This window comes from Sphingomonas sp. HT-1 (assembly GCF_048568905.1).
Lineage (GTDB): Bacteria > Pseudomonadota > Alphaproteobacteria > Sphingomonadales > Sphingomonadaceae > Sphingomonas.
The window spans coordinates 1,825,181-1,842,554 of record NZ_CP183770.1 but is presented as its reverse complement, the minus strand read 5'-3'; the positions used below and the strand labels follow the sequence as shown (position 1 = coordinate 1,842,554).

14 protein-coding genes are annotated in these 17,374 nt (G+C 63.8%); 12 read left to right on the top strand and 2 right to left on the bottom strand.

Features of this window, described 5'->3' with window-relative positions:
* Positions 1 to 28: 28 nt before the first annotated feature.
* The 3 genes from ACNFJ7_RS08365 (at position 29) to ACNFJ7_RS08355 (ending at position 5,577) form a co-directional block, all read left to right on the top strand.
* A complete protein-coding gene (locus ACNFJ7_RS08365; protein WP_019371145.1) occupies positions 29 to 1,606 on the top strand; it encodes an O-antigen ligase family protein in 1,578 nt (525 codons plus the stop codon).
* A 247-nt stretch (positions 1,607 to 1,853) separates the two neighbouring features.
* On the top strand, positions 1,854 to 3,989 hold the full coding sequence (locus tag ACNFJ7_RS08360; RefSeq protein WP_152997950.1) for a hypothetical protein: 2,136 nt from the start codon (positions 1,854 to 1,856) through the stop codon (positions 3,987 to 3,989).
* A gap of 55 nt (positions 3,990 to 4,044) precedes the next feature.
* Positions 4,045 to 5,577, top strand: coding sequence for an aminoacyl--tRNA ligase-related protein (locus ACNFJ7_RS08355; protein WP_019371147.1), 1,533 nt, complete (start codon positions 4,045 to 4,047; stop codon positions 5,575 to 5,577).
* A 27-nt stretch (positions 5,578 to 5,604) separates the two neighbouring features.
* Here the strand turns inward: ACNFJ7_RS08355 and ACNFJ7_RS08350 are convergent, their stop codons facing one another.
* Complete coding sequence (locus tag ACNFJ7_RS08350; protein WP_236704552.1) at positions 5,605 to 7,197, bottom strand: hypothetical protein; 1,593 nt, start codon at positions 7,195 to 7,197, stop codon at positions 5,605 to 5,607.
* 368 nt (positions 7,198 to 7,565) lie between these two features.
* On the opposite strand from ACNFJ7_RS08350, the gene ACNFJ7_RS08345 reads away from it, so the two are divergent.
* From ACNFJ7_RS08345 to ACNFJ7_RS08335, 3 genes are all read left to right on the top strand, one after another.
* Positions 7,566 to 8,600: an acyltransferase family protein gene (locus ACNFJ7_RS08345; RefSeq protein ID WP_419724241.1), complete on the top strand. Its 1,035-nt coding sequence runs from the start codon at positions 7,566 to 7,568 to the stop codon at positions 8,598 to 8,600.
* A gap of 80 nt (positions 8,601 to 8,680) precedes the next feature.
* The gene (locus tag ACNFJ7_RS08340) at positions 8,681 to 9,016 is read left to right on the top strand and encodes a hypothetical protein (RefSeq protein WP_236704551.1); all 336 of its coding nucleotides are present in this window, start codon (positions 8,681 to 8,683) and stop codon (positions 9,014 to 9,016) included.
* Between the two features lie 62 nt (positions 9,017 to 9,078).
* Positions 9,079 to 10,077 (top strand): pectinesterase family protein, encoded by a 999-nt coding sequence (locus tag ACNFJ7_RS08335; protein ID WP_160327970.1) that lies wholly within the window; start codon positions 9,079 to 9,081, stop codon positions 10,075 to 10,077.
* 24 nt (positions 10,078 to 10,101) lie between these two features.
* On the opposite strand, the gene ACNFJ7_RS08330 is transcribed toward ACNFJ7_RS08335, so the two are convergent.
* Positions 10,102 to 10,878 (bottom strand): CatB-related O-acetyltransferase, encoded by a 777-nt coding sequence (locus tag ACNFJ7_RS08330; protein WP_272942601.1) that lies wholly within the window; start codon positions 10,876 to 10,878, stop codon positions 10,102 to 10,104.
* A 138-nt stretch (positions 10,879 to 11,016) separates the two neighbouring features.
* Between ACNFJ7_RS08330 and ACNFJ7_RS08325 the strand changes: the two genes are divergently transcribed.
* The 6 genes from ACNFJ7_RS08325 (at position 11,017) to ACNFJ7_RS08300 (ending at position 17,334) form a co-directional block, all read left to right on the top strand.
* Positions 11,017 to 12,279, top strand: coding sequence for a glycosyltransferase (locus ACNFJ7_RS08325; RefSeq protein WP_236704550.1), 1,263 nt, complete (start codon positions 11,017 to 11,019; stop codon positions 12,277 to 12,279).
* A 51-nt stretch (positions 12,280 to 12,330) separates the two neighbouring features.
* Complete coding sequence (locus ACNFJ7_RS08320) at positions 12,331 to 12,930, top strand: TIGR02466 family protein (protein ID WP_019371154.1); 600 nt, start codon at positions 12,331 to 12,333, stop codon at positions 12,928 to 12,930.
* A gap of 32 nt (positions 12,931 to 12,962) precedes the next feature.
* Positions 12,963 to 13,583, top strand: a complete 621-nt coding sequence (locus ACNFJ7_RS08315; RefSeq protein WP_019371155.1) for a CatB-related O-acetyltransferase — start codon at positions 12,963 to 12,965, stop codon at positions 13,581 to 13,583.
* 40 nt (positions 13,584 to 13,623) lie between these two features.
* Entirely contained in the window at positions 13,624 to 15,867 is a 2,244-nt protein-coding gene (gene rnr / locus ACNFJ7_RS08310) for a ribonuclease R (protein ID WP_019371156.1), read from the top strand.
* A 141-nt stretch (positions 15,868 to 16,008) separates the two neighbouring features.
* Positions 16,009 to 17,019, top strand: a complete 1,011-nt coding sequence (locus tag ACNFJ7_RS08305) for a LacI family DNA-binding transcriptional regulator (protein ID WP_019371157.1) — start codon at positions 16,009 to 16,011, stop codon at positions 17,017 to 17,019.
* 150 nt (positions 17,020 to 17,169) lie between these two features.
* On the top strand, positions 17,170 to 17,334 hold the full coding sequence (locus ACNFJ7_RS08300) for a hypothetical protein (RefSeq protein WP_019371158.1): 165 nt from the start codon (positions 17,170 to 17,172) through the stop codon (positions 17,332 to 17,334).
* Positions 17,335 to 17,374: the final 40 nt, after the last annotated feature.

Sequence of the window (17,374 nt, the reverse complement as noted above, 5' to 3'; positions counted from 1 at the left end):
AAGTCGCGTCGGCTGGGCTCTTCGGCGCATGCGCGCTACCGTGTTCCGGCCCGCGCGCCCGGTGCTGCCGCTCTACGCTCCTGAGCGGTCCGGGCTCGCAGTCCTCGGGCGTCGCAGCGCGCTGCTGCTCACCGTCATAATCATTGCAATGTTCTACGGCCTCTTGGTAGCCATCCTCCCTGCTCGGTTACTGATACCTGCGGCCGCGCCAATGGCAGTCCTGGCACTGATCGTGATCTGGGCCTTGCCAGAAGCGAAGAGGCCGCCGATCCAAATTCTAATTGGCTGCTATATTGCCTTTGTTCTCTTAACGATATTGTGGCCGAATTACTTATCGGTCGCCGCGGGCGGCCTCCCATGGATTTCTGTCCGTCGCCTGCTCGGCGTAGTAACATCTCTAGTGTTTCTGCTTTGCTATTCGATGTCCGCAAAGTTTCGACTGGAGATCAAAGATATAATGAAGTCTTCGCCACTTCTGGCGAGATTTGCTCTCGGATTTCTTGTTCTTCAAGCGGTGTCTACTTTCGTGTCCACGGCGCCGGGATCGACGATTGGACGGCTCATAAGTGCAACGTTGACCATTACGCCCTTTTTCTTTTTGACCCTGTGGGTCGCCGGAACGCGGCGCTTCAGCTCTGACGCTTGGCTGAAAATGATGTTGAGCTGCTTGTTGATTCTGATGATGATCGGATTTCTTGAATTCCGATCGGAGCATATCATCTGGGTCAACAATATTCCGAGCTTTCTAAAAATAAATGACGATCGTGTCGCCAAGATATTTGTGCCACAGTATCGCGATCATTATCGCGTTGTGACGGTGTTTGCGACGCCATTGGCTTGGGGGGAGTTTATTGCTCTCATCGCCCCATTTGTACTACATTGCCTTGCTAATGCTCGATCTTTGAAGAGTTTGATTGCGTTTGCTTTGTTTGATATAATGTTGCTTGTGTCCGCGTATATGAGCGGCGCAAGGCTCAGCATGGTAGGGGTCATCGTTGCTCATGCAATCTATCTGCTACTATGGGGCGTCAAGCGCTGGCGCAGCGACCGTGGGGGGTTGATTGGCATCACCACAACGATGTTGTATCCCGCTTTTGCGTTAGTGCTTGCTGCGATGATTTTCTTTGTTCCAGCCGTCCACAATCGCGTCCTAGGGGGTGGTGCGACCCAGGTCAGCAATGATGGCAGAAGAGAGCAGTGGCAGCTTGGTATTCCTGCCGTCGCCAAGCGGCCGCTATTTGGCTATGGCCCGGGTGAAGGGGCCGGCGCCGTCGGCTGGCGCGCTGCCGATGGAACGCTGTCGATCGACAGCGGGTTTCTCTCAATGGCTGCCGACTACGGCGTCCTGGGCTTTGTCGCTTACTACGGCGCGATCGTGCTGATGGCATTGCAACTTGCGACCGTTGGCCTGCGTACCGCCGTCCCGCGCTATCCGATCCACCTCGCTCTTGCGGTCAGTTTGGTGGTGCTGATGTTCACGAAGTCGGTGCTGTCACAAATCGAAAACGAACACGTCGTGTACATGCTTCTGGGGCTTGGCTTTGCCCTGTTGTATCGCTCGAAAATTGAGTCCGGCACGCAGCCGCTGTCCCGCGCAGGTGAATAGACGCGTGGATCGCGGATCCTAAAAATAAGGCTTGCAGAACATGGTGGATGGCACGCGCAGATCCTTCGTCGGGGGCGCGCTAGCGCTATCGACCGCAACGCTGGCCTGTTCCGCGCCCAGCAGTATGGCGACGGGCGATAGGCGCAAGGCCGCCCCCGGCGTTCTGCAGCCGGGGCCGGGATGGACTGGTGTGGCAGGGAGTGGCGGCCGTCCACCCGCTGAGAGTGACCGTCCGTTCGGAACATTGGTGCCGGATGAACGGTTCACCGGCGGCTTTTCGGCCGTTCCGGGCCAATGGATTCACGGCGAGGGCATCCGCATCACCGCACTTGGATTGCCGCCGCAACCGGTTGGGGCGGCCGCGATCAACTACTTCAAGGAAGCTGTCTTCTACCTTGAGGGAAACAGCATCACCGTTACCGAATGGAGCGTAAATACCACGCCGGTACGCTCCCACGACGGCACGATGATCCCCCAGGGCTCGATCGGCTTTTCGGTAGAGATCGGCGCGGGAGAGGGAGACGTGACCGCCGGAGACGCCATCCTCTATTGCTTTCTACGCGGGGAACATGGGCTCGAGCGGCGGATCGAAATACCGCTGGTCATCAACGTGGATCGCAAGCTCGATGCCAAGCGCCGTGTCTGCTTCGTGGATCCGCAACGCGGTAGCGACGAGGGCGATGGAAGTCGCTCCGCGCCGTGGCGTACCCTGTACCACGCGTTGGGCAGCAAAGGTGTCGGCGACGGCGGCAAGCTGATCTTGCAAAAGCCGGGCCGCTACGTCGAGGACGTCAACATATCGCGCCTCCCGCCGCTGAACAATCGGCGCGCGATTGAAGTCTTCGCTGCGGAAGGGCTGCGCGCCGATCAGGTCATCATCACCCGCACCGCACGTCGGCTGCCGGAACCGAGGTGGGTGATTCAGGCTCGGGCAGTTCACTTTCATGGCCTTACCGTCGATCTGGGCAAGATCATGCTGCTGTGGGGTCCAGCCGATCGTGCGATCGCCTTTCTGGGCTGCCGGCTGGTCGATCCGCGCGGACCGGAAGGCGATCGTGACGAGAATGGCCTTGCGCTTGGCTTCAATCTTTCGAAGGGCACGCCTGCGCAGCGGGACACGCTAGCCGCAGGATTGCCCTATAGCTTCGGCGGTTTCTACCTGGCGGAATGCCTGTTCGTGAATTTCACCACCCAGGGTGCGCGCCTCTACCGCAATGTGACGGCATACCAGACGACGGACTCTTTTGCGGGAGGGCCCGGCTACGACAATGTCGTGGTTGACGGGTACGACGTCATCATGCCGGCAGAAGGTATCACGCGGCTGCATCTGAATTCGCATCTGGAAGTCGCGTCGGTGCAGTCAGGGCCGCAAGCGACCACCATCCTGACGCTGGTCGATCCGCAGGACCTTCCCCGGCAAGAAAAGGCACCGGACCTCAGGCTCCGCTTTCTTTCGGGCGTGTTGGCGGGTCAGGAGGAGCAGATCCTTTCTATCAATCCAGGCGAGCGCCGAATCGTTATCCGAGGAGATAGCGCCTCCCGCGTGGCAGCTGGGGATCGCATCCGCTGCTATGCGATCTGGCATGCGGACTTCTGCCAGCAGCAGGGCGTGCAGCGCCCCGATCAGCGCGGCTTACGGAACATCACGATCTTTCGCTACCGGGCGAGTTCGCCGACATCGCAATTGTTCCTGACCCAGGCGCCGGTGCGGGTAGAGCCCAAGACTCGAATCAGCACCAGCGGCGCGCAATTTCAAATCATCAGCGGTACCGGCAAACCCAACCTCGTTCTCGACGACGACGTGCTGCGCCTGCAGGAAGGCCCTCAAGCCGGCGAGTATCGGATCGTCGCGGCGTTCGATGGCGCCACCGGCACGGGCACCCTGCTGGAGCCCTTTAGCGCAGATCAGCGTGACACCCTGGTAGAGCGCTCCAAATCGATCAACGGCTTCGTCATGGCGCTCTCGGTATTGCGCAAGACGGGGAAGGGCTGGGAAATGGGCCAATTCCAAGATGGACACCGCAATTTCCTGCTGACTCAGAATACGTTTATCGGCCAGCCAAACTGCCTGAGCTTCCGAAGCAAGTTTCCCGGCCACGGCCACCGAAACCATGTGCAGCTGTTCAACCTGATCAGCAAAATGGATGCCGACACGCCCGAATTCCCAAGCTGGGGCTTGCGCATCGAGCGCAATCATTTCCTTCGCGGCGTATCTCGCGGGCGGGAGGGCCGCGTGCTTGACGGTCGCCCAGTCTTCGACGCCAATAACCGCTATCGTCCGTTTCGCGGGCAGCTGTCGATCGGGCGCAAGCCGCTGATCCCGTTCGACAGCTTCGGCAATCCGGTGGATGAGAATTCGCCCGTGGGTGCCGTTTCGGTGTGAACCAGCCGCGCGCCGGCCCTTGCGTCCGCCCGTCCAGGCGCTAATCGCTGCACCCATGATCAAGCACGCCCTTTCCGTCACGCGCGACGGCGATTTCGCGCAATGGTACCAGACCGTTATCAGCGAAGCCGACATGGCCGAGGATTCGGGCGTGCGCGGCTGCATGGTCATCCGGCCCTGGGGCTATGGCATCTGGGAACGCATCCAGCGCCTGCTCGACGATCGCATCAAGGCGACGGGGCACGAGAACTGCTATTTCCCGCTGTTCATCCCGCTTTCCTATTTCGAGAAGGAAGCCGAGCATGTCGACGGCTTCGCCAAGGAAATGGCGGTCGTCACCCATCACCGTCTCGTCCAGAAGGACGGCCGGCTGGTGCCCGATCCCGAGGCGAAGCTGGAAGAGCCGCTCGTCGTCCGCCCCACCTCGGAGACGGTGATCGGCGCGGCGATGTCGCGCTGGGTGCAGAGCTGGCGCGACCTGCCGGTGCTGATCAACCAATGGGCCAATGTCGTCCGCTGGGAGATGCGTACCCGCATGTTCCTGCGCACCGCCGAATTCCTGTGGCAGGAAGGGCATACCGCCCACGCCACCGTCGAAGAGGCGCAGGAAGAGACGCTCAAGATGCTCGAGGTCTATCGCAGCTTCGCCGAGGATTGCCTGGCGATGCCGGTGGTCGCGGGCGAGAAGCCGGAGAATGAGCGATTCCCGGGCGCGGTCTCGACCTTCTCGATCGAGGCGATGATGCAGGACGGCAAGGCGCTGCAGGCCGGCACCTCGCACTTCCTCGGCACCACCTTCTCCTCGGCCCAGGACATCAAGTTCCAGAATTCGGAAGGCCAGTTCGAGCTGGCGCAGACGACCAGCTGGGGCGTCTCCACCCGCATGATCGGCGGGCTGATCATGGTGCACGGCGACGACGACGGCCTGCGCGTGCCGCCGATGGTGGCGCCGTGGCAGATCGTGATCGTGCCGATGCTGCGCGACCAGCCCGAGGACGCCGCGACGATCGACTATTGCAAGTCGCTCCAGGCCGAACTCGCCAAGCTGAGCGCGCTCGGCGAGCCGGTGCGCGCGCTGCTCGACCTCAAGGCAGTGAAGGCGCAGACCAAGCGCTGGGGCTGGGTGAAGAAGGGCGCGCCGATCGTGATCGAGGTCGGCGGGCGCGACGTCGCCGGCGGCAACGTTTCGGTGATCCAGCGTAACAAGCTCTATCGCGAGGACGGCAAGCTCGATTCGCAGATCATGCCGCGCGGCGACTTCGTGCTGGAAGCGGCGGCGATCCTAGAGAGCATCCAGCAGGACCTGTATCTCGACGCGCGCGACCGGCTGGAGAGCAATATCCGCCGCGACGTGACCGACTTCGACACGCTCGCCGAGATGTTCGCGGACTCGGTCAAGTTCCCCGGCTGGGCCGAGGTGAACTGGGCCAAGCCCACCGGCGCCGAGCTGGAGGTGGTGGTCGAGCGGCTGAAGGCGCTCAAGCTCACCTTCCGCAACGTGCCCGGCGGTGCGGCGCCGGCCGAAGGCACCTGCCTGTTCACCGGCAAGCCCGCGGTCGAGCGCATCCTGGTCGCGCGCGCCTATTGATGGGTTGGCGCGGCCGAGGGCGCCAAATCAACTCAATTCGCGCCAGACGGATCGCAATCCGAACTGCGGCGTGTCGCCGCCCGTGACCAGCAATTTCATGCCGTCGGGCGTCTCGTGAAGGCGATCCGGTCGATAAAATAGCGGATTGGCGGTGTCGGCCCGGGTATCGAAGACCGTTCTACCCGTACGCCGGATACGGGCGATATCCAGCACGCGCAGCATCGACTCATATTTCTGGCCACGCGCAGTCTGCGTATCCTTTGCCAGATCGTTGCCGGCCAAGCTGCGCTGCAGCGCGCGGTAGCTCGTATAGCCATTGCCGCCGTTTATGAACGGTTCGATGTTGTCGTGCATCTCCACGAGCAGCGTGACCTCCCAGCCGAGACTTGTGTAGCTCGGCTGACGATCATCCGAAATCACGCGCACCAGATCGCGATAGATGGCTGAGGACCGGTCGGTGAGCGGCCGGATGTCAGGTCGGCTCAGGTCGTTATGCCCGCACATGAACGCCAGCCTGTTAATTCCGCCAGGAATGCGCTGGCAGAGGCCAGCTGTCACCGGCGGCAGACTCAACCGCGCCCGCAGCGTCACCGTAGAGGAACCTCCCGCAGCATAGTTGATCATGCGGACCGAGGCTGGCAGTGCATGGGGCGCGCCAGGCTCTGTCAGCATCATGCCGGGATTGTCACAGGTGCTGGTGGGCGGAACGCCGCAGATCCGGCTGTCGCCCTCCAGCACGAATTGATCGGTGATCTCCGGGATGCGATAGGCATCGGCCACCGCGGCCATGACCGCATCGAACTCCACGTCCTTCAACGCGCGGTCATAGACGATCACATCCAGGATGTCCCCGCTATACCAACTGCCGGAACTGATCTGGGGTATGGTCGGTATGCTCGGCGGCGTGGCGACCGCAGAATCTCGCCCGATCTCGAGCCCGGCGACCAACGCACCGCGCCGGTTGGGAACGGTGGCTGCCTTCCGGTTCACGCCGCAGCGCTGCCCGGTCGTGCTGTCGCGTCCGGCGCGGGGATTGCCGAGCGGCCCGTTACGCCAACCCGCCACCTGCAATTGGCACCCCAGAAGCAGGTGCGGGCAGAGCATCGGATCGGTGCAAGTGCCGGCGCGGCCGACGAACGGCGCCTCCCCGGCAACGGCGTTGGACAGGAACGCCAGCTTCGCGCCACCGGCGACAGAACGTTTGCCCGAAGAGACGATCGTCTTGTGCGTGGCTCTGGTATTGTGATCGCGAAGTACAACGATGACCGTGGAGGCAATGGGGTCGAGCGGCGGTGTATTCGCCGACAGGAAAGCGTCCTGGTTGAAGCGCAGCGCCTGCATGCCATTCGGATACCGGACCAAGTGCGGGCCAAGTCCGGACCCCTCGTCGCTTGCAACAAAGCCCTTTTCGGATACGTCGCTGATCGAACGAACACGTCCCTCTCTAGCAACGACGATGGATTGGTTGGCCGACCAGCGTGCGATCAGTCCCTTCTCCACGGGCAGGCGAAGTTGCAGGCGAAAGGGTCCGGGATTGGCGGTCTGGCCCGCGGCACTCTTTGATTCGCTCGTACAGGAAACGCACGTGGAAAGCGCGAATCCGGCGGTTGCCCGCAGCAAGTCCCTTCTCGTTCCCAGCATCACGATCCTTGCAGCTCTACGAGGTCTGTTCGCTCGGGTGGCGGTGCGTCCCAAGGGCAAGTCTCGGGGACGCCAAGTGTCTGCTGGCAACAGCAAGCGCCTGGGATGGTACGGTCGTCTTCAAGCCGGCGCAATCCATTGAAGGAGCGGATTTCGGCAGCTCCATGTAAATAGGCGCGCTAGGACCGCTCCTTTGTGATCCTGCCGCCCCACATTATGCGCTGGCGGCATTCTTACCAGAAATGCTAGGGAGCGCAGTAAGTCCCGGGGAGAGGGGGAAGTTTGTGATCGAGGGCAAAAGGTTTACGGAGATTGACGGGCTGAGAGGCGTTGCAGCGTTGCTTGTCGTGCTCACCCATTTCGGCGAAAGTCTAACCAAGCTGCCCGTGCCTGCGGCCGTGAGGGCTGCAGCCAATCTGTGGTTTTTAGATCTATTCAGCCCAGGTCGTGTCGGGGTCGTTGCGTTCTTCTGCATCAGTGGGTTCGTGATCCCGTATAGCTTTGGCGGCAAGAACCCGGCTCTTTCTTTCCCCATCAACCGGTTTTTCCGAATTTATCCTGCTTTCTGGCTGGCGGTCTGCCTAGCGACGCTGGTCTTCGCCGAACTGGGCGTGCGCAGCACTACCCCGTCACAGTTCCTCGTGAACCTTACCTTGCTGCATCGCATGGTTGGCGTGCCGTATATTCTTACGGTCGACTGGACCTTACTTATTGAGCTGCTGTTCTACGTCAGCTGCTACGCATTGTTTCTGGTGAAGCGTATTCATAGTTTCCCCGTGCATTTCGCGGCCATGGTCGTGCTTCTGGCGATTGCGCTCGGCGGCGGCGTCTATCGCTGGTATCATCCCATGAGCAGCCTGCCGATCGGTATCCCGACCTACTTGGCAGCGATGCATTTCGGCGCTCTGACCCGCATGCGCGTCACCGGGTACGGTCCCGTTGCAACCAGATTCTTTCCTGCGGCGCTCTTCCTGCTGGTGTTCGGTGCGGCGGCGGCGAACACCCTGGCCTATCATCACACCAAGACCGAACTGATCGGCGTGGTGGCTGCCAACACCGGCTATCTCGGCGGCGTGGCGCTCTTTCTCGCCTGTGTGTACGCCAAGTTGTTCGTCTCGGGGCCGGCGCAGTTGCTCGGCAAGGTCAGCTATTCGGTCTATCTTCTGCACACGATTGTCCTCGCGATCGTCATCGGCCTCTGGCCGTTCTTCTCATCGTGGATCATGGCGCTGCTGGTTCTGGTGCCGGCATATTTTGCGGTGGTCGTCCTGGTTTCGATCTTGGCGCAGCGTTACGTCGAAAAGCCGTCGGTAGCGTTCGGGCGGTGGGGCGTGCGGCGCTTGGAAGGACAGGCACGGATCGGCTCCAAGCGTACGACTTGAAAGATGCTGCAATAGATCGGAGAGCCAGCCTTGGGGAACTGCGCCGTCGACCCTGACGAGCTGGTTGGAGGGGGCGATCAATGCACTTGGTACAGACAATGCTCGGAACGCTGGAAGACGCGCGTGCCTTTATCGCTCTGGCGCATGGTATGCAGGAGTGGGGCCATGCGCCGAGCTTTGCCGACGGCAACGTTTCGGTGATCCAGCGCGACAAGCTCCACCGCGCGGACGGCAAGCTCGATCCGCAGATCATGCCGCGCGAGGACTTCGTGGCAGAGGCTGCCGCGATCCTCGAGAGCATCCAGCAGGGCCTAAATCTCGATGCGGACGACCGGCTGGACAGCAACGTCCGCCGCGACGTGAGCGACTTCGGCAAGCCCGCGGTCGAGCGCATCCTGGTCGCGCGCGCCTATTGATGGATCGGCGCGGCTTCCTCGGAGGATTGGCGGTCGGGGCGCTGGCCGGCCCTGCGCTGGCCGTGGCAACGCCGCGCCGTTGGGACATCATCGTCGATCGGCGCGGGGGAGCCGGCACGGTTGGTACCCTGGGGGAGGCACTGCGCCGTGCCGAGGCGGCCGGTGGGCGTCCCGTGTCGATTCTGCTGCGCGCGGGCCTGTGGCGCGAAAAGCAGACGATCACCGTTCCCAACCTTACCCTTGCGGGGGCGGGGCCGGAGACGGTGATCGCATTCGATGCCCATGCCGGCGGCAGCGGGCCGGAGGGTCGACCCTGGGGAACCTCGGGATCGGCGACGCTGGCGATCGCCGCGCCCGGTGTCACCTTGCGCGACCTGACCATCCGCAACGATTTCGATTATATCGGTACCCGGCGCGATGCTGCGGGCAACGGCGCTCAGGCGGTCGCCCTGCGCATCGATGCCACTGCCGATCGCACTCAGGTCCGGAACTGCCGGATCGAAGGCTATCAGGATACGCTGTACATCCAGTCGCGCGCGCATCTGGCACATTGCCGCGTCGCCGGCGGCGTGGATTTCATATTTGGCGGCGGAGCGGCCTGGATCGAGCGGTGTTCGATCGTCACCCGCCATGTTCCGGGGGCGGTTGAATCCGGTTTCATCGCCGCTCCCAGCACGCCTGCAGACCAAACGCACGGCCTCGTCTTCGCCGATTGCCGGCTGGAGCATGAGCCGGGCGTTCCGGAGAGATCTGCCTGGCTCGGCCGCCCCTGGCGGGCCGGCGGCAACATGGCATTGACCGGGCATGCCGTATTCTTGCGCTGCTGGATGGACGCCCACATCCAGCACGCGGGATGGACATCGATGGGCTATAAGGCGCCCGATGGCAGCCGAACGATGCTGACGCCTCAGGAGGCGCGCCTGTTCGAATTTGCAAGTCGCGGGCCGGGCGCGGGGCCCGCTGGACCCACGCGGCGCATGCTGACCGTCGACGAGGCGCGCAGCCTTACCCGGGCGAGCGTGCTGGGGGATTGGGCTGGCGGCGGGCAGCGCCCGTCCTGATACGACGCCGCCTGGTGCTCTCGTTCAGGCAGCCAGAGCGGAAAAGATCAGCGGCAGATGATATCGGGTGGGGGCGTAGCGCTCCAGGCCCAGTGCGATCTGCTCCTCCAATCCGTCCAAGAAGCGCTCCGGATCGGCGGGATCGAGGCCGGCAAAATCGGCGACGTGATAGTCCCACCAACGAACCCGCAGGGCGCGATCGATGATCGCGTCGGGCAAGCGATAGCGCAACACCCGTGCCGGAACGCCGCCGACAATGGCGAACGGCGGAACGTCGTGCACGACCACCGAGCCTGCCGCGATGATCGCACCGTCGCCGATCGTCACGCCGCGGCGGATTGTCGCGCGCTGGCCGATCCAGACGTCGTTGCCGATCCGCACCGGGCCCCGGCTACGTTCAAAGTCGGCTGCTTCGGGCCCGCAGCCGTGCACGCGGGCGATCGCATCCGTATAATAGCGCTGATGCGTGAAAACATGCGTGCTGATGTGGTCGGTCGGATGCTCGTAGCCGGTAACCTGAACCTCTGCCGCAACACTCGTGTAACGGCCGGCTTCCGTGTCCTGATCGATATAGCTCGTTGATTGGCAGTAGGAAAAGGCGCCCGCATTCCAGAAGCCGCCGCGCGGCATGGAGGATTCGGGTTCAACATATACCGGGTGTCTGAACGTGATCGGCTGCCCGCCCTGGATCACGCCTTCGATCTGATTGTGGAAGGCGAGATAGATGCGCTCCCGCTTCAGGAAGAGCAGCATCGCTTCATTGAACGGGACTGTAAATGGGTAGGTGAGTTCGGTTTGCACCCGACGACTTCCCTGAAAGTTACACCTCCCTCATAGGCGGGGGGTGCGGCTGGCCCAAATCGCGAGCGGGTCGTTGGGTGCAGCAAGTGGCCGTGCTATCCGGCGCTGCGGTTCTGGGGGTACGCAATGCGGATTGTCTTGGCGACCATCGGTTCTCTCGGCGATCTTCATCCTTTCATCGCCATCGGACGCGCCCTCCAGGCGCAGGGACATCAGGTGCTGTTGGCGATACCCGAGGACGGACTGGCCAAGGTTCGCGCAGCCGGGCTGGAGGCGGTGGCGGTCCTGCCGAGTTACGCCGCGGTCTGCGATCGTCTCGGGTTGCAGCCCGAGCAGGTCGCGATGCGGGCCTTTTCCGATCCGGGTTTCGTGGTCGACGAAATCCTGCTGCCGTCGCTGGTGGCAAGCACTGCCGTGCTGGACAGGGTTTCGGCGCAGGCGGACGTGATCGCCAGTTCGATCTTCGCCTTGGCGGCCGATATCGTTGCGGAGAAGCGCGGCCTGCCTCTGGCGACCATGGTGCTGCAGCCGATGACGCTATTCTCCACCTGGAATCCGCCGCACGCGCCCCGGTTCGAAGGAATGCGCCACCATCCTCGCAGCGTACTCGGGCGCAGCTGGAACCGAGCTTTCTATGCGCTGGCCCGCAAGGCTTTACGCCGGCGCTACGGCCCGAAGATCGACTCCGTGCGTGCGCAGCACGGGCTTGGCCGGGCGCGCGGGGCACCCTTGATGGAGCGTGGCCGTGCCACGCAGACGGTGCTGTGCTGCTGGTCTGCGGCGCTTGGCGCGCTGCCCCCTGATGCCCCGCTAAACGCGGATCTTGTCGGCTTTCCGTTCTTCGACAGCGAAAGCGGCGCGGAAGAGCCGTTGGCGCCCGAACTGGACGCGTTCTTGCAGGATGGCGAGCCGCCGCTGGTATTCACGCTAGGCTCCTTCGCCGTCGTGTCGGCGGGGCGATTTTACGATGAGGCCATGATGGCCGCCCGGCAATTGGGCAGGCGCGCTGTTCTGCTGACGGGGCAGCCGGGAGCGCCGCGGCGCGAGGGCGACTGCCTCTTCCTCGACTATGCTCCGCATTCGGCGGTGTTTCCTCATGCAGCGGTCGTCATACATCATGGCGGCATCGGCACGACGGGGCAGGCGCTGCGGGCCGGCTGCCCCCAGATCGTGGTGCCGCATTTCGGCGACCAGTTCGACAATGCAGCGCGCCTGCAGCGGGCCGGCATCGGCCGCACCCTTTTGCGCGAGCGGTTTCGATCTGGCCAGGTTGTGGAGGATATCACGCGCCTGTTATCGACGCCTATCGCGCGCGAGGCTGCATCGCGGGCGGCCCTGCAAATTGCGGGTGAAGACGGGGCGGTTGCCGCCGCACACCGCATCGCCGCGCTTCGCGCGTAAAGCGAGTGCGCGGTTATTGCCCCGCAGCCTGAATCCCGCGATAGCGCCGCCGTGCGCACGCTCTTTTCAACCCTGCTCTACCAGCAGCCGCTGGGCGATGATGCCCTGATCGCCGATCTCGAGGCTTCGTGTCTGCAATTGGCGGAGGACGATGTCGCCGGGCGCCGCTGGTGCCGTGACAATCACTATCGCGGCTATACCAGCTATGCTTCGCTCGACGATCTGCCGATCCGGGATCCCGCCTTTGCCGATCTGAAGCGGCTGCTCGACCGGCATGTCGCCAGGTTCGCGGAAGCCTGTGCCTTCGATCTGGGCGGGCGGAAGCTCAAGCTGGACAGTCTTTGGGTGAACGTGCTCGACGGCAAGGGCGGGCATGGCGCGCATATTCATCCGCACAGCGTCGTCTCCGGCACCGTCTATATCGCGCTGCCGCCGGGATCGCGCGGGTTGAAGCTGGAGGATCCGCGGCTTGCCATGATGATGGCGGCGCCGACGCGGCGGCCGGACGCGCCGGAAGCGCTGCAGCCCTTCATCGAAGTGACGCCGGAGGTTGGCACGGTCCTATTGTGGGAAAGCTGGCTTCGGCACGAGGTGCCGCCCGGTTCGGGCAAGGACAAGCGGATTAGCGTGAGCTTCAATTATCGCCGGTGAGCCGGCGCCGCCTTCGGGTATGGGAGGACAGGATGGGCATACAAAGCACGATCGACCGGGTACTGCTGAAGCTGGTGCGGAACCATGAGGAAAGCGCGCTGCTCCGCAGCCGCTTCCGCAAGCTCTACCGAATCGAGATCGGCGAATATAGCTACGGCGCGTTCGATCGCTGGCGGATTCCGCCGGGCACGCAGATCGGCCGCTATTGCTCGTTCGCGGGATCGGCACTGATCATTTCCGCCAACCACCCGATGCAGGCGCTGTCGACCCACCCGATCTTCTACCTGAAGGCGCGCGGCGTGATCGATCGCGACCGCGTTGTCGCCCAGCCGACGATCGTCGAGGACGATGTGTGGATCGGCCATCATGCGATCATCACACCCGGTTGCAAGCGGATCGGCCGCGGCGCGGTGATCGGCGCGGGCGCCGTGGTGACGCGCGATGTGGCGCCCTATGCGATCGTCGCCGGCAATCCCGCCAAGCTGATCCGATATCGGTTCGCGCCCGAGGTGATCGACGCGCTGGAGCGCACCCGCTGGTGGGAACTCGACCGCACGGCGCTGGCCCGCGCCTGCGCGCAGGTGCCAGCGTTCGCGCTGGAGCCGACCGTGGAGAATGCTGCCGCCTTCGAACGCGCGGTGGCCGCGGGATAGCGATTGGTTTGTGGTTCCCGAATGCCTATGTTCGGGGTCAATGGCTAAGAACAGAACAAGAGCAGGGCTGCCGACGCGGCAGCAAATTCTCGATTTCATCGCATCGTCCGACACGCCTGCCGGCAAGCGCGAGATCGCGCGGGCGTTCGGGCTGAGCGCGCAGGACAAGATCCTGCTCAAGGCGCTCCTGAAGGATATGACCGACGAGGGGCTGATCGACGTCGCTCCCGGCCGTGCCTTCCACAAAATGGGTGGGCTGCCCAAGGTGACTGTGCTGCGCGTCACCGATGCCGATGGGGACACGGTATGGGCGGTGCCCGAGCGCTGGGAAGCGGAACATGTGCCCGCGCCCCGCCTGCGCGTGCGCGAGGCCCGCGGCAAGCGATCGGCGCTTGGTGTCGGCGATCGCATCCTTGCCCGCACCGAAGAGGCCGGGAATGGCTGGATCGCGCATCCGATGAAGAAGCTCGCGCGCGGCGAGGAACTGATGCTCGGCGTGCTCCACGAAGAGGGCGGCCGGATGTGGCTGCAGGGCGTCGAGAAGAAGGAACGGCGGGACTATCCCGTTTCCGACGCGGGCGGTGCCGAGCAGGGGGATCTCGTGCTTGCCGAGAAGACCGGCCGGCCGCCACGGATCACGGCCAAGGTGGTCGAGCGCCTGGGTGATCCGTTCGCCCCGCGCAGCTTCTCGCTAATTGCGATCCACCGGCACGGCATCCCCAACATCTTCTCGGAAGAGCTGTTGGAGGAGGCGGAGCGCGTAGCGCAGCAGCCACTGGGCGACGGGCGGGAGGATCTGCGCCACCTGCCGATCGTGGCGATCGACCCCGCCGATGCGCGCGACCACGACGATGCCGTCTGGGCGACCCCGGACGACGATCCCGCCAATGAGGGCGGCTGGAAGGCGATCGTCGCGATTGCCGACGTGTCTTTCTACGTCCGGCCCGGGTCCGAGTTGGACCGCGAGGCGCGCAAGCGCGGCAATTCGGTATACTTCCCCGATCGCGTGGTGCCGATGCTTCCCGAGGTGCTTTCTGCGGACGTGTGTTCGCTGAAGGAAGGCGTCGATCGCGCTGCGTTGGCCTGTCACCTGCAAGTAACGAAGGCCGGTGCGTTGAAGGGCTGGCGGTTCACCCGGGCGGTCGTGCGGCTCGCGGCGAACATCGCCTATGAGGATGCGCAGGCGGCGATCGACGGTACGTTGGAGAACGCGCTTACCGAAACCGCCTTGCGTCCGCTCTGGGATTGCTGGCGCGCGCTCGCCGCCGCGCGGAACGAGCGCGAGCCGCTCGATCTGGATCTGCCGGAGCGGCGGATCGTGCTGGACGAGAAGGGGCGGATCCTGTCCGTCGCTCCGCGCGAGCGGCTCGATGCGCACAAGCTGATCGAAGAATATATGATCGCCGCCAACGTGGCCGCCGCCAAGGCGCTGGAAGCGAAGAAGATGCCGGTGATGTACCGCATCCACGAGCCGCCCGCGCGCGAGAAGCTGACTGCGCTGAAGGAATATCTCAAGACCTTCGACATCGAATTCGCGCTGGGGCAGGTGATCCGCCCGGCGACGTTCAACCGCATCCTCGATCGGTTGGGCGAGGTGGATTTCCGCCCGCAGGTGATGGAACAGGTGCTGCGCACGCAGACCCAGGCCTATTACGGGCCGGAGAATGTCGGCCATTTCGGCCTGGCGCTTGGCTCCTACGCGCATTTCACCTCGCCTATCCGGCGCTATTCGGACCTGATCGTCCATCGGGCGCTGGTGGAGGCGTACCGATTGGGACCGGGCGGGCTGACCGCTGAGGATTCCGCATCAATGGATCGCATTGGCGAGACGATCAGCAAGCTCGAGCGCCGCGCCATGGAGGCAGAGCGCGAGACGATCGACCGCTATGTCGCCGCCTATCTGGCCACCCATGTCGGCGAGGTGCTGGAAGCGCGGATCACCGGTGTGCAGAACTTCGGCTTTTTCGCCACGGTCGAGGGTGTGGGCGGCGACGGGCTGGTCTCCGTGCGCGATCTGGGTAGCGAGTATTTCCACTTCGACGAAGCCGCCAAGCGGCTGGTGGGCGAGCATAGCGGCGACGCGTTCGCCTTGGGGCAGCGGTTGGAACTGCGGCTGGTGGAGGCGAACCCCGTTTCGGGCGCGCTGCGCTTCGAACTGCCGGAGGGGAAGGGCGCCGGCGGCGGCGCTCCCCGTACGGGCCGACCCGGCAAGGGGGCGCCCAAGCGCGTGCTGCATCGACGTGGGCGGCCTTCCAACATCCGGCATCAGGGACGGAAGCGGTAGCTCCGGCTCCGAAGTGGGTGAACATAGCGATCAGTGGTGGAAGCCGCTTACCAAAGTCAGTGCATTGCAGGGGCAGGCGCGCTACAAGCCGGCAACGCACATGATACAGTAGCGGAACGATGCAATGCAGTGGGGAGCCCGATGACCACACGCCCGACGATCAAGGAAGTCTCGAAGATCGCAGGCGTTTCGTTCAAGACGGTTTCCCGCGTCCTCAACAATGAAAAGCATGTCAGCGACGAAACCCGGCGCCGGGTGGAGGAAGTCGTTGCACAGCTCAACTTCCGCCCCAGCCATGCCGCGCGCATCCTCGCGGGCAGGCGCTCGTTTCAGGTTGCGCTACTCTACGATAACCCCAGTCCCTATTACGTCTTCCACATCCAGGCGGGCGCGATGGAGCGCTGCGGCGAACTGGGATATCGCCTGCTGATGCAGCCCGTGGACAGCACCGCACGACATCTGGCGAAGGATGTGCTCGCGCTGGTCGACGAGGCCCATCTCGACGGCCTGATCCTGTCGCCGCCGCTTACCGAAATGCCGGATCTGATCGATGCGCTGGACAAGCGGAAGCTGCCCTATGTCCGCATCGCGCCGGGGCTGCGCAAAGGCCATGGACTGTCGACGACCATGGACGACGTGGCCGCCGCGCGCGAAATTACCCGCCACCTGATCGATCTCGGGCACTGCGCGATCGCCTTTGTCTCCGGGCCGGAAAGCCATGTCTCGTCCAAGGATCGCATGGCCGGCTATCGTCAGGAACTGGAAGCACATGGCATCCTGTTCGACCCTGCGCTGGTGATTGCCGGCGATTACAGCTTCGCTTCCGGTGGCGCCGCCGCGCGGGCGCTGCTGGCGCGCAATCCGCGACCGACGGCGATCTTCGCTGGCAATGACGATATGGCGGCCGGCGCGCTTGCCGCGGCGCACGAAGCCGATCTCGGCGTGCCCGACGCGCTTTCGATCGCCGGGTTCGACGACAGCGATCTTGCCCGCGCGGTATGGCCGCCCTTGACGACGATCCGCCAGCCGGTGCGCCAGCTTGCCTATGCGGCGGTGGACCTGATGCTTTCCGGCCAGGCGCTTGCGCCGCAGTTGACGCTGGACCACGAACTCAAGATTCGCGCGACCACGGGACCGGCGCCCAAGGCATAGCGGCGGGTCGCCGCCGGATCCTCGCGTAGCACACGCGGCACTTGCGCCGGATCTCCGCAGCGCGCCCAAAATCGGCCCGGTCCCGTAACAAGACGGCGTTAACCATCATTGCCGCTGGCCGAAATCCTAAACGGCGCGTTAACTTTGGGCATGCAGCGTACCCTGACCATACGCGACGCCCAGCGTCATGCCTTTCGCAGCCATGTGCGGGCGACGATGTCGCGCCACCGCAAGGCGAAGGACGATGGCGATGTGCGGCTGTTCCTGCTCAGCTTCGCCGCCTTCTTCACCTGTTTCTATACGTTCCTGCTGTAAGGATCGGCCAGCACCACCGGCTGGGGCAGCCCTGCGCAGG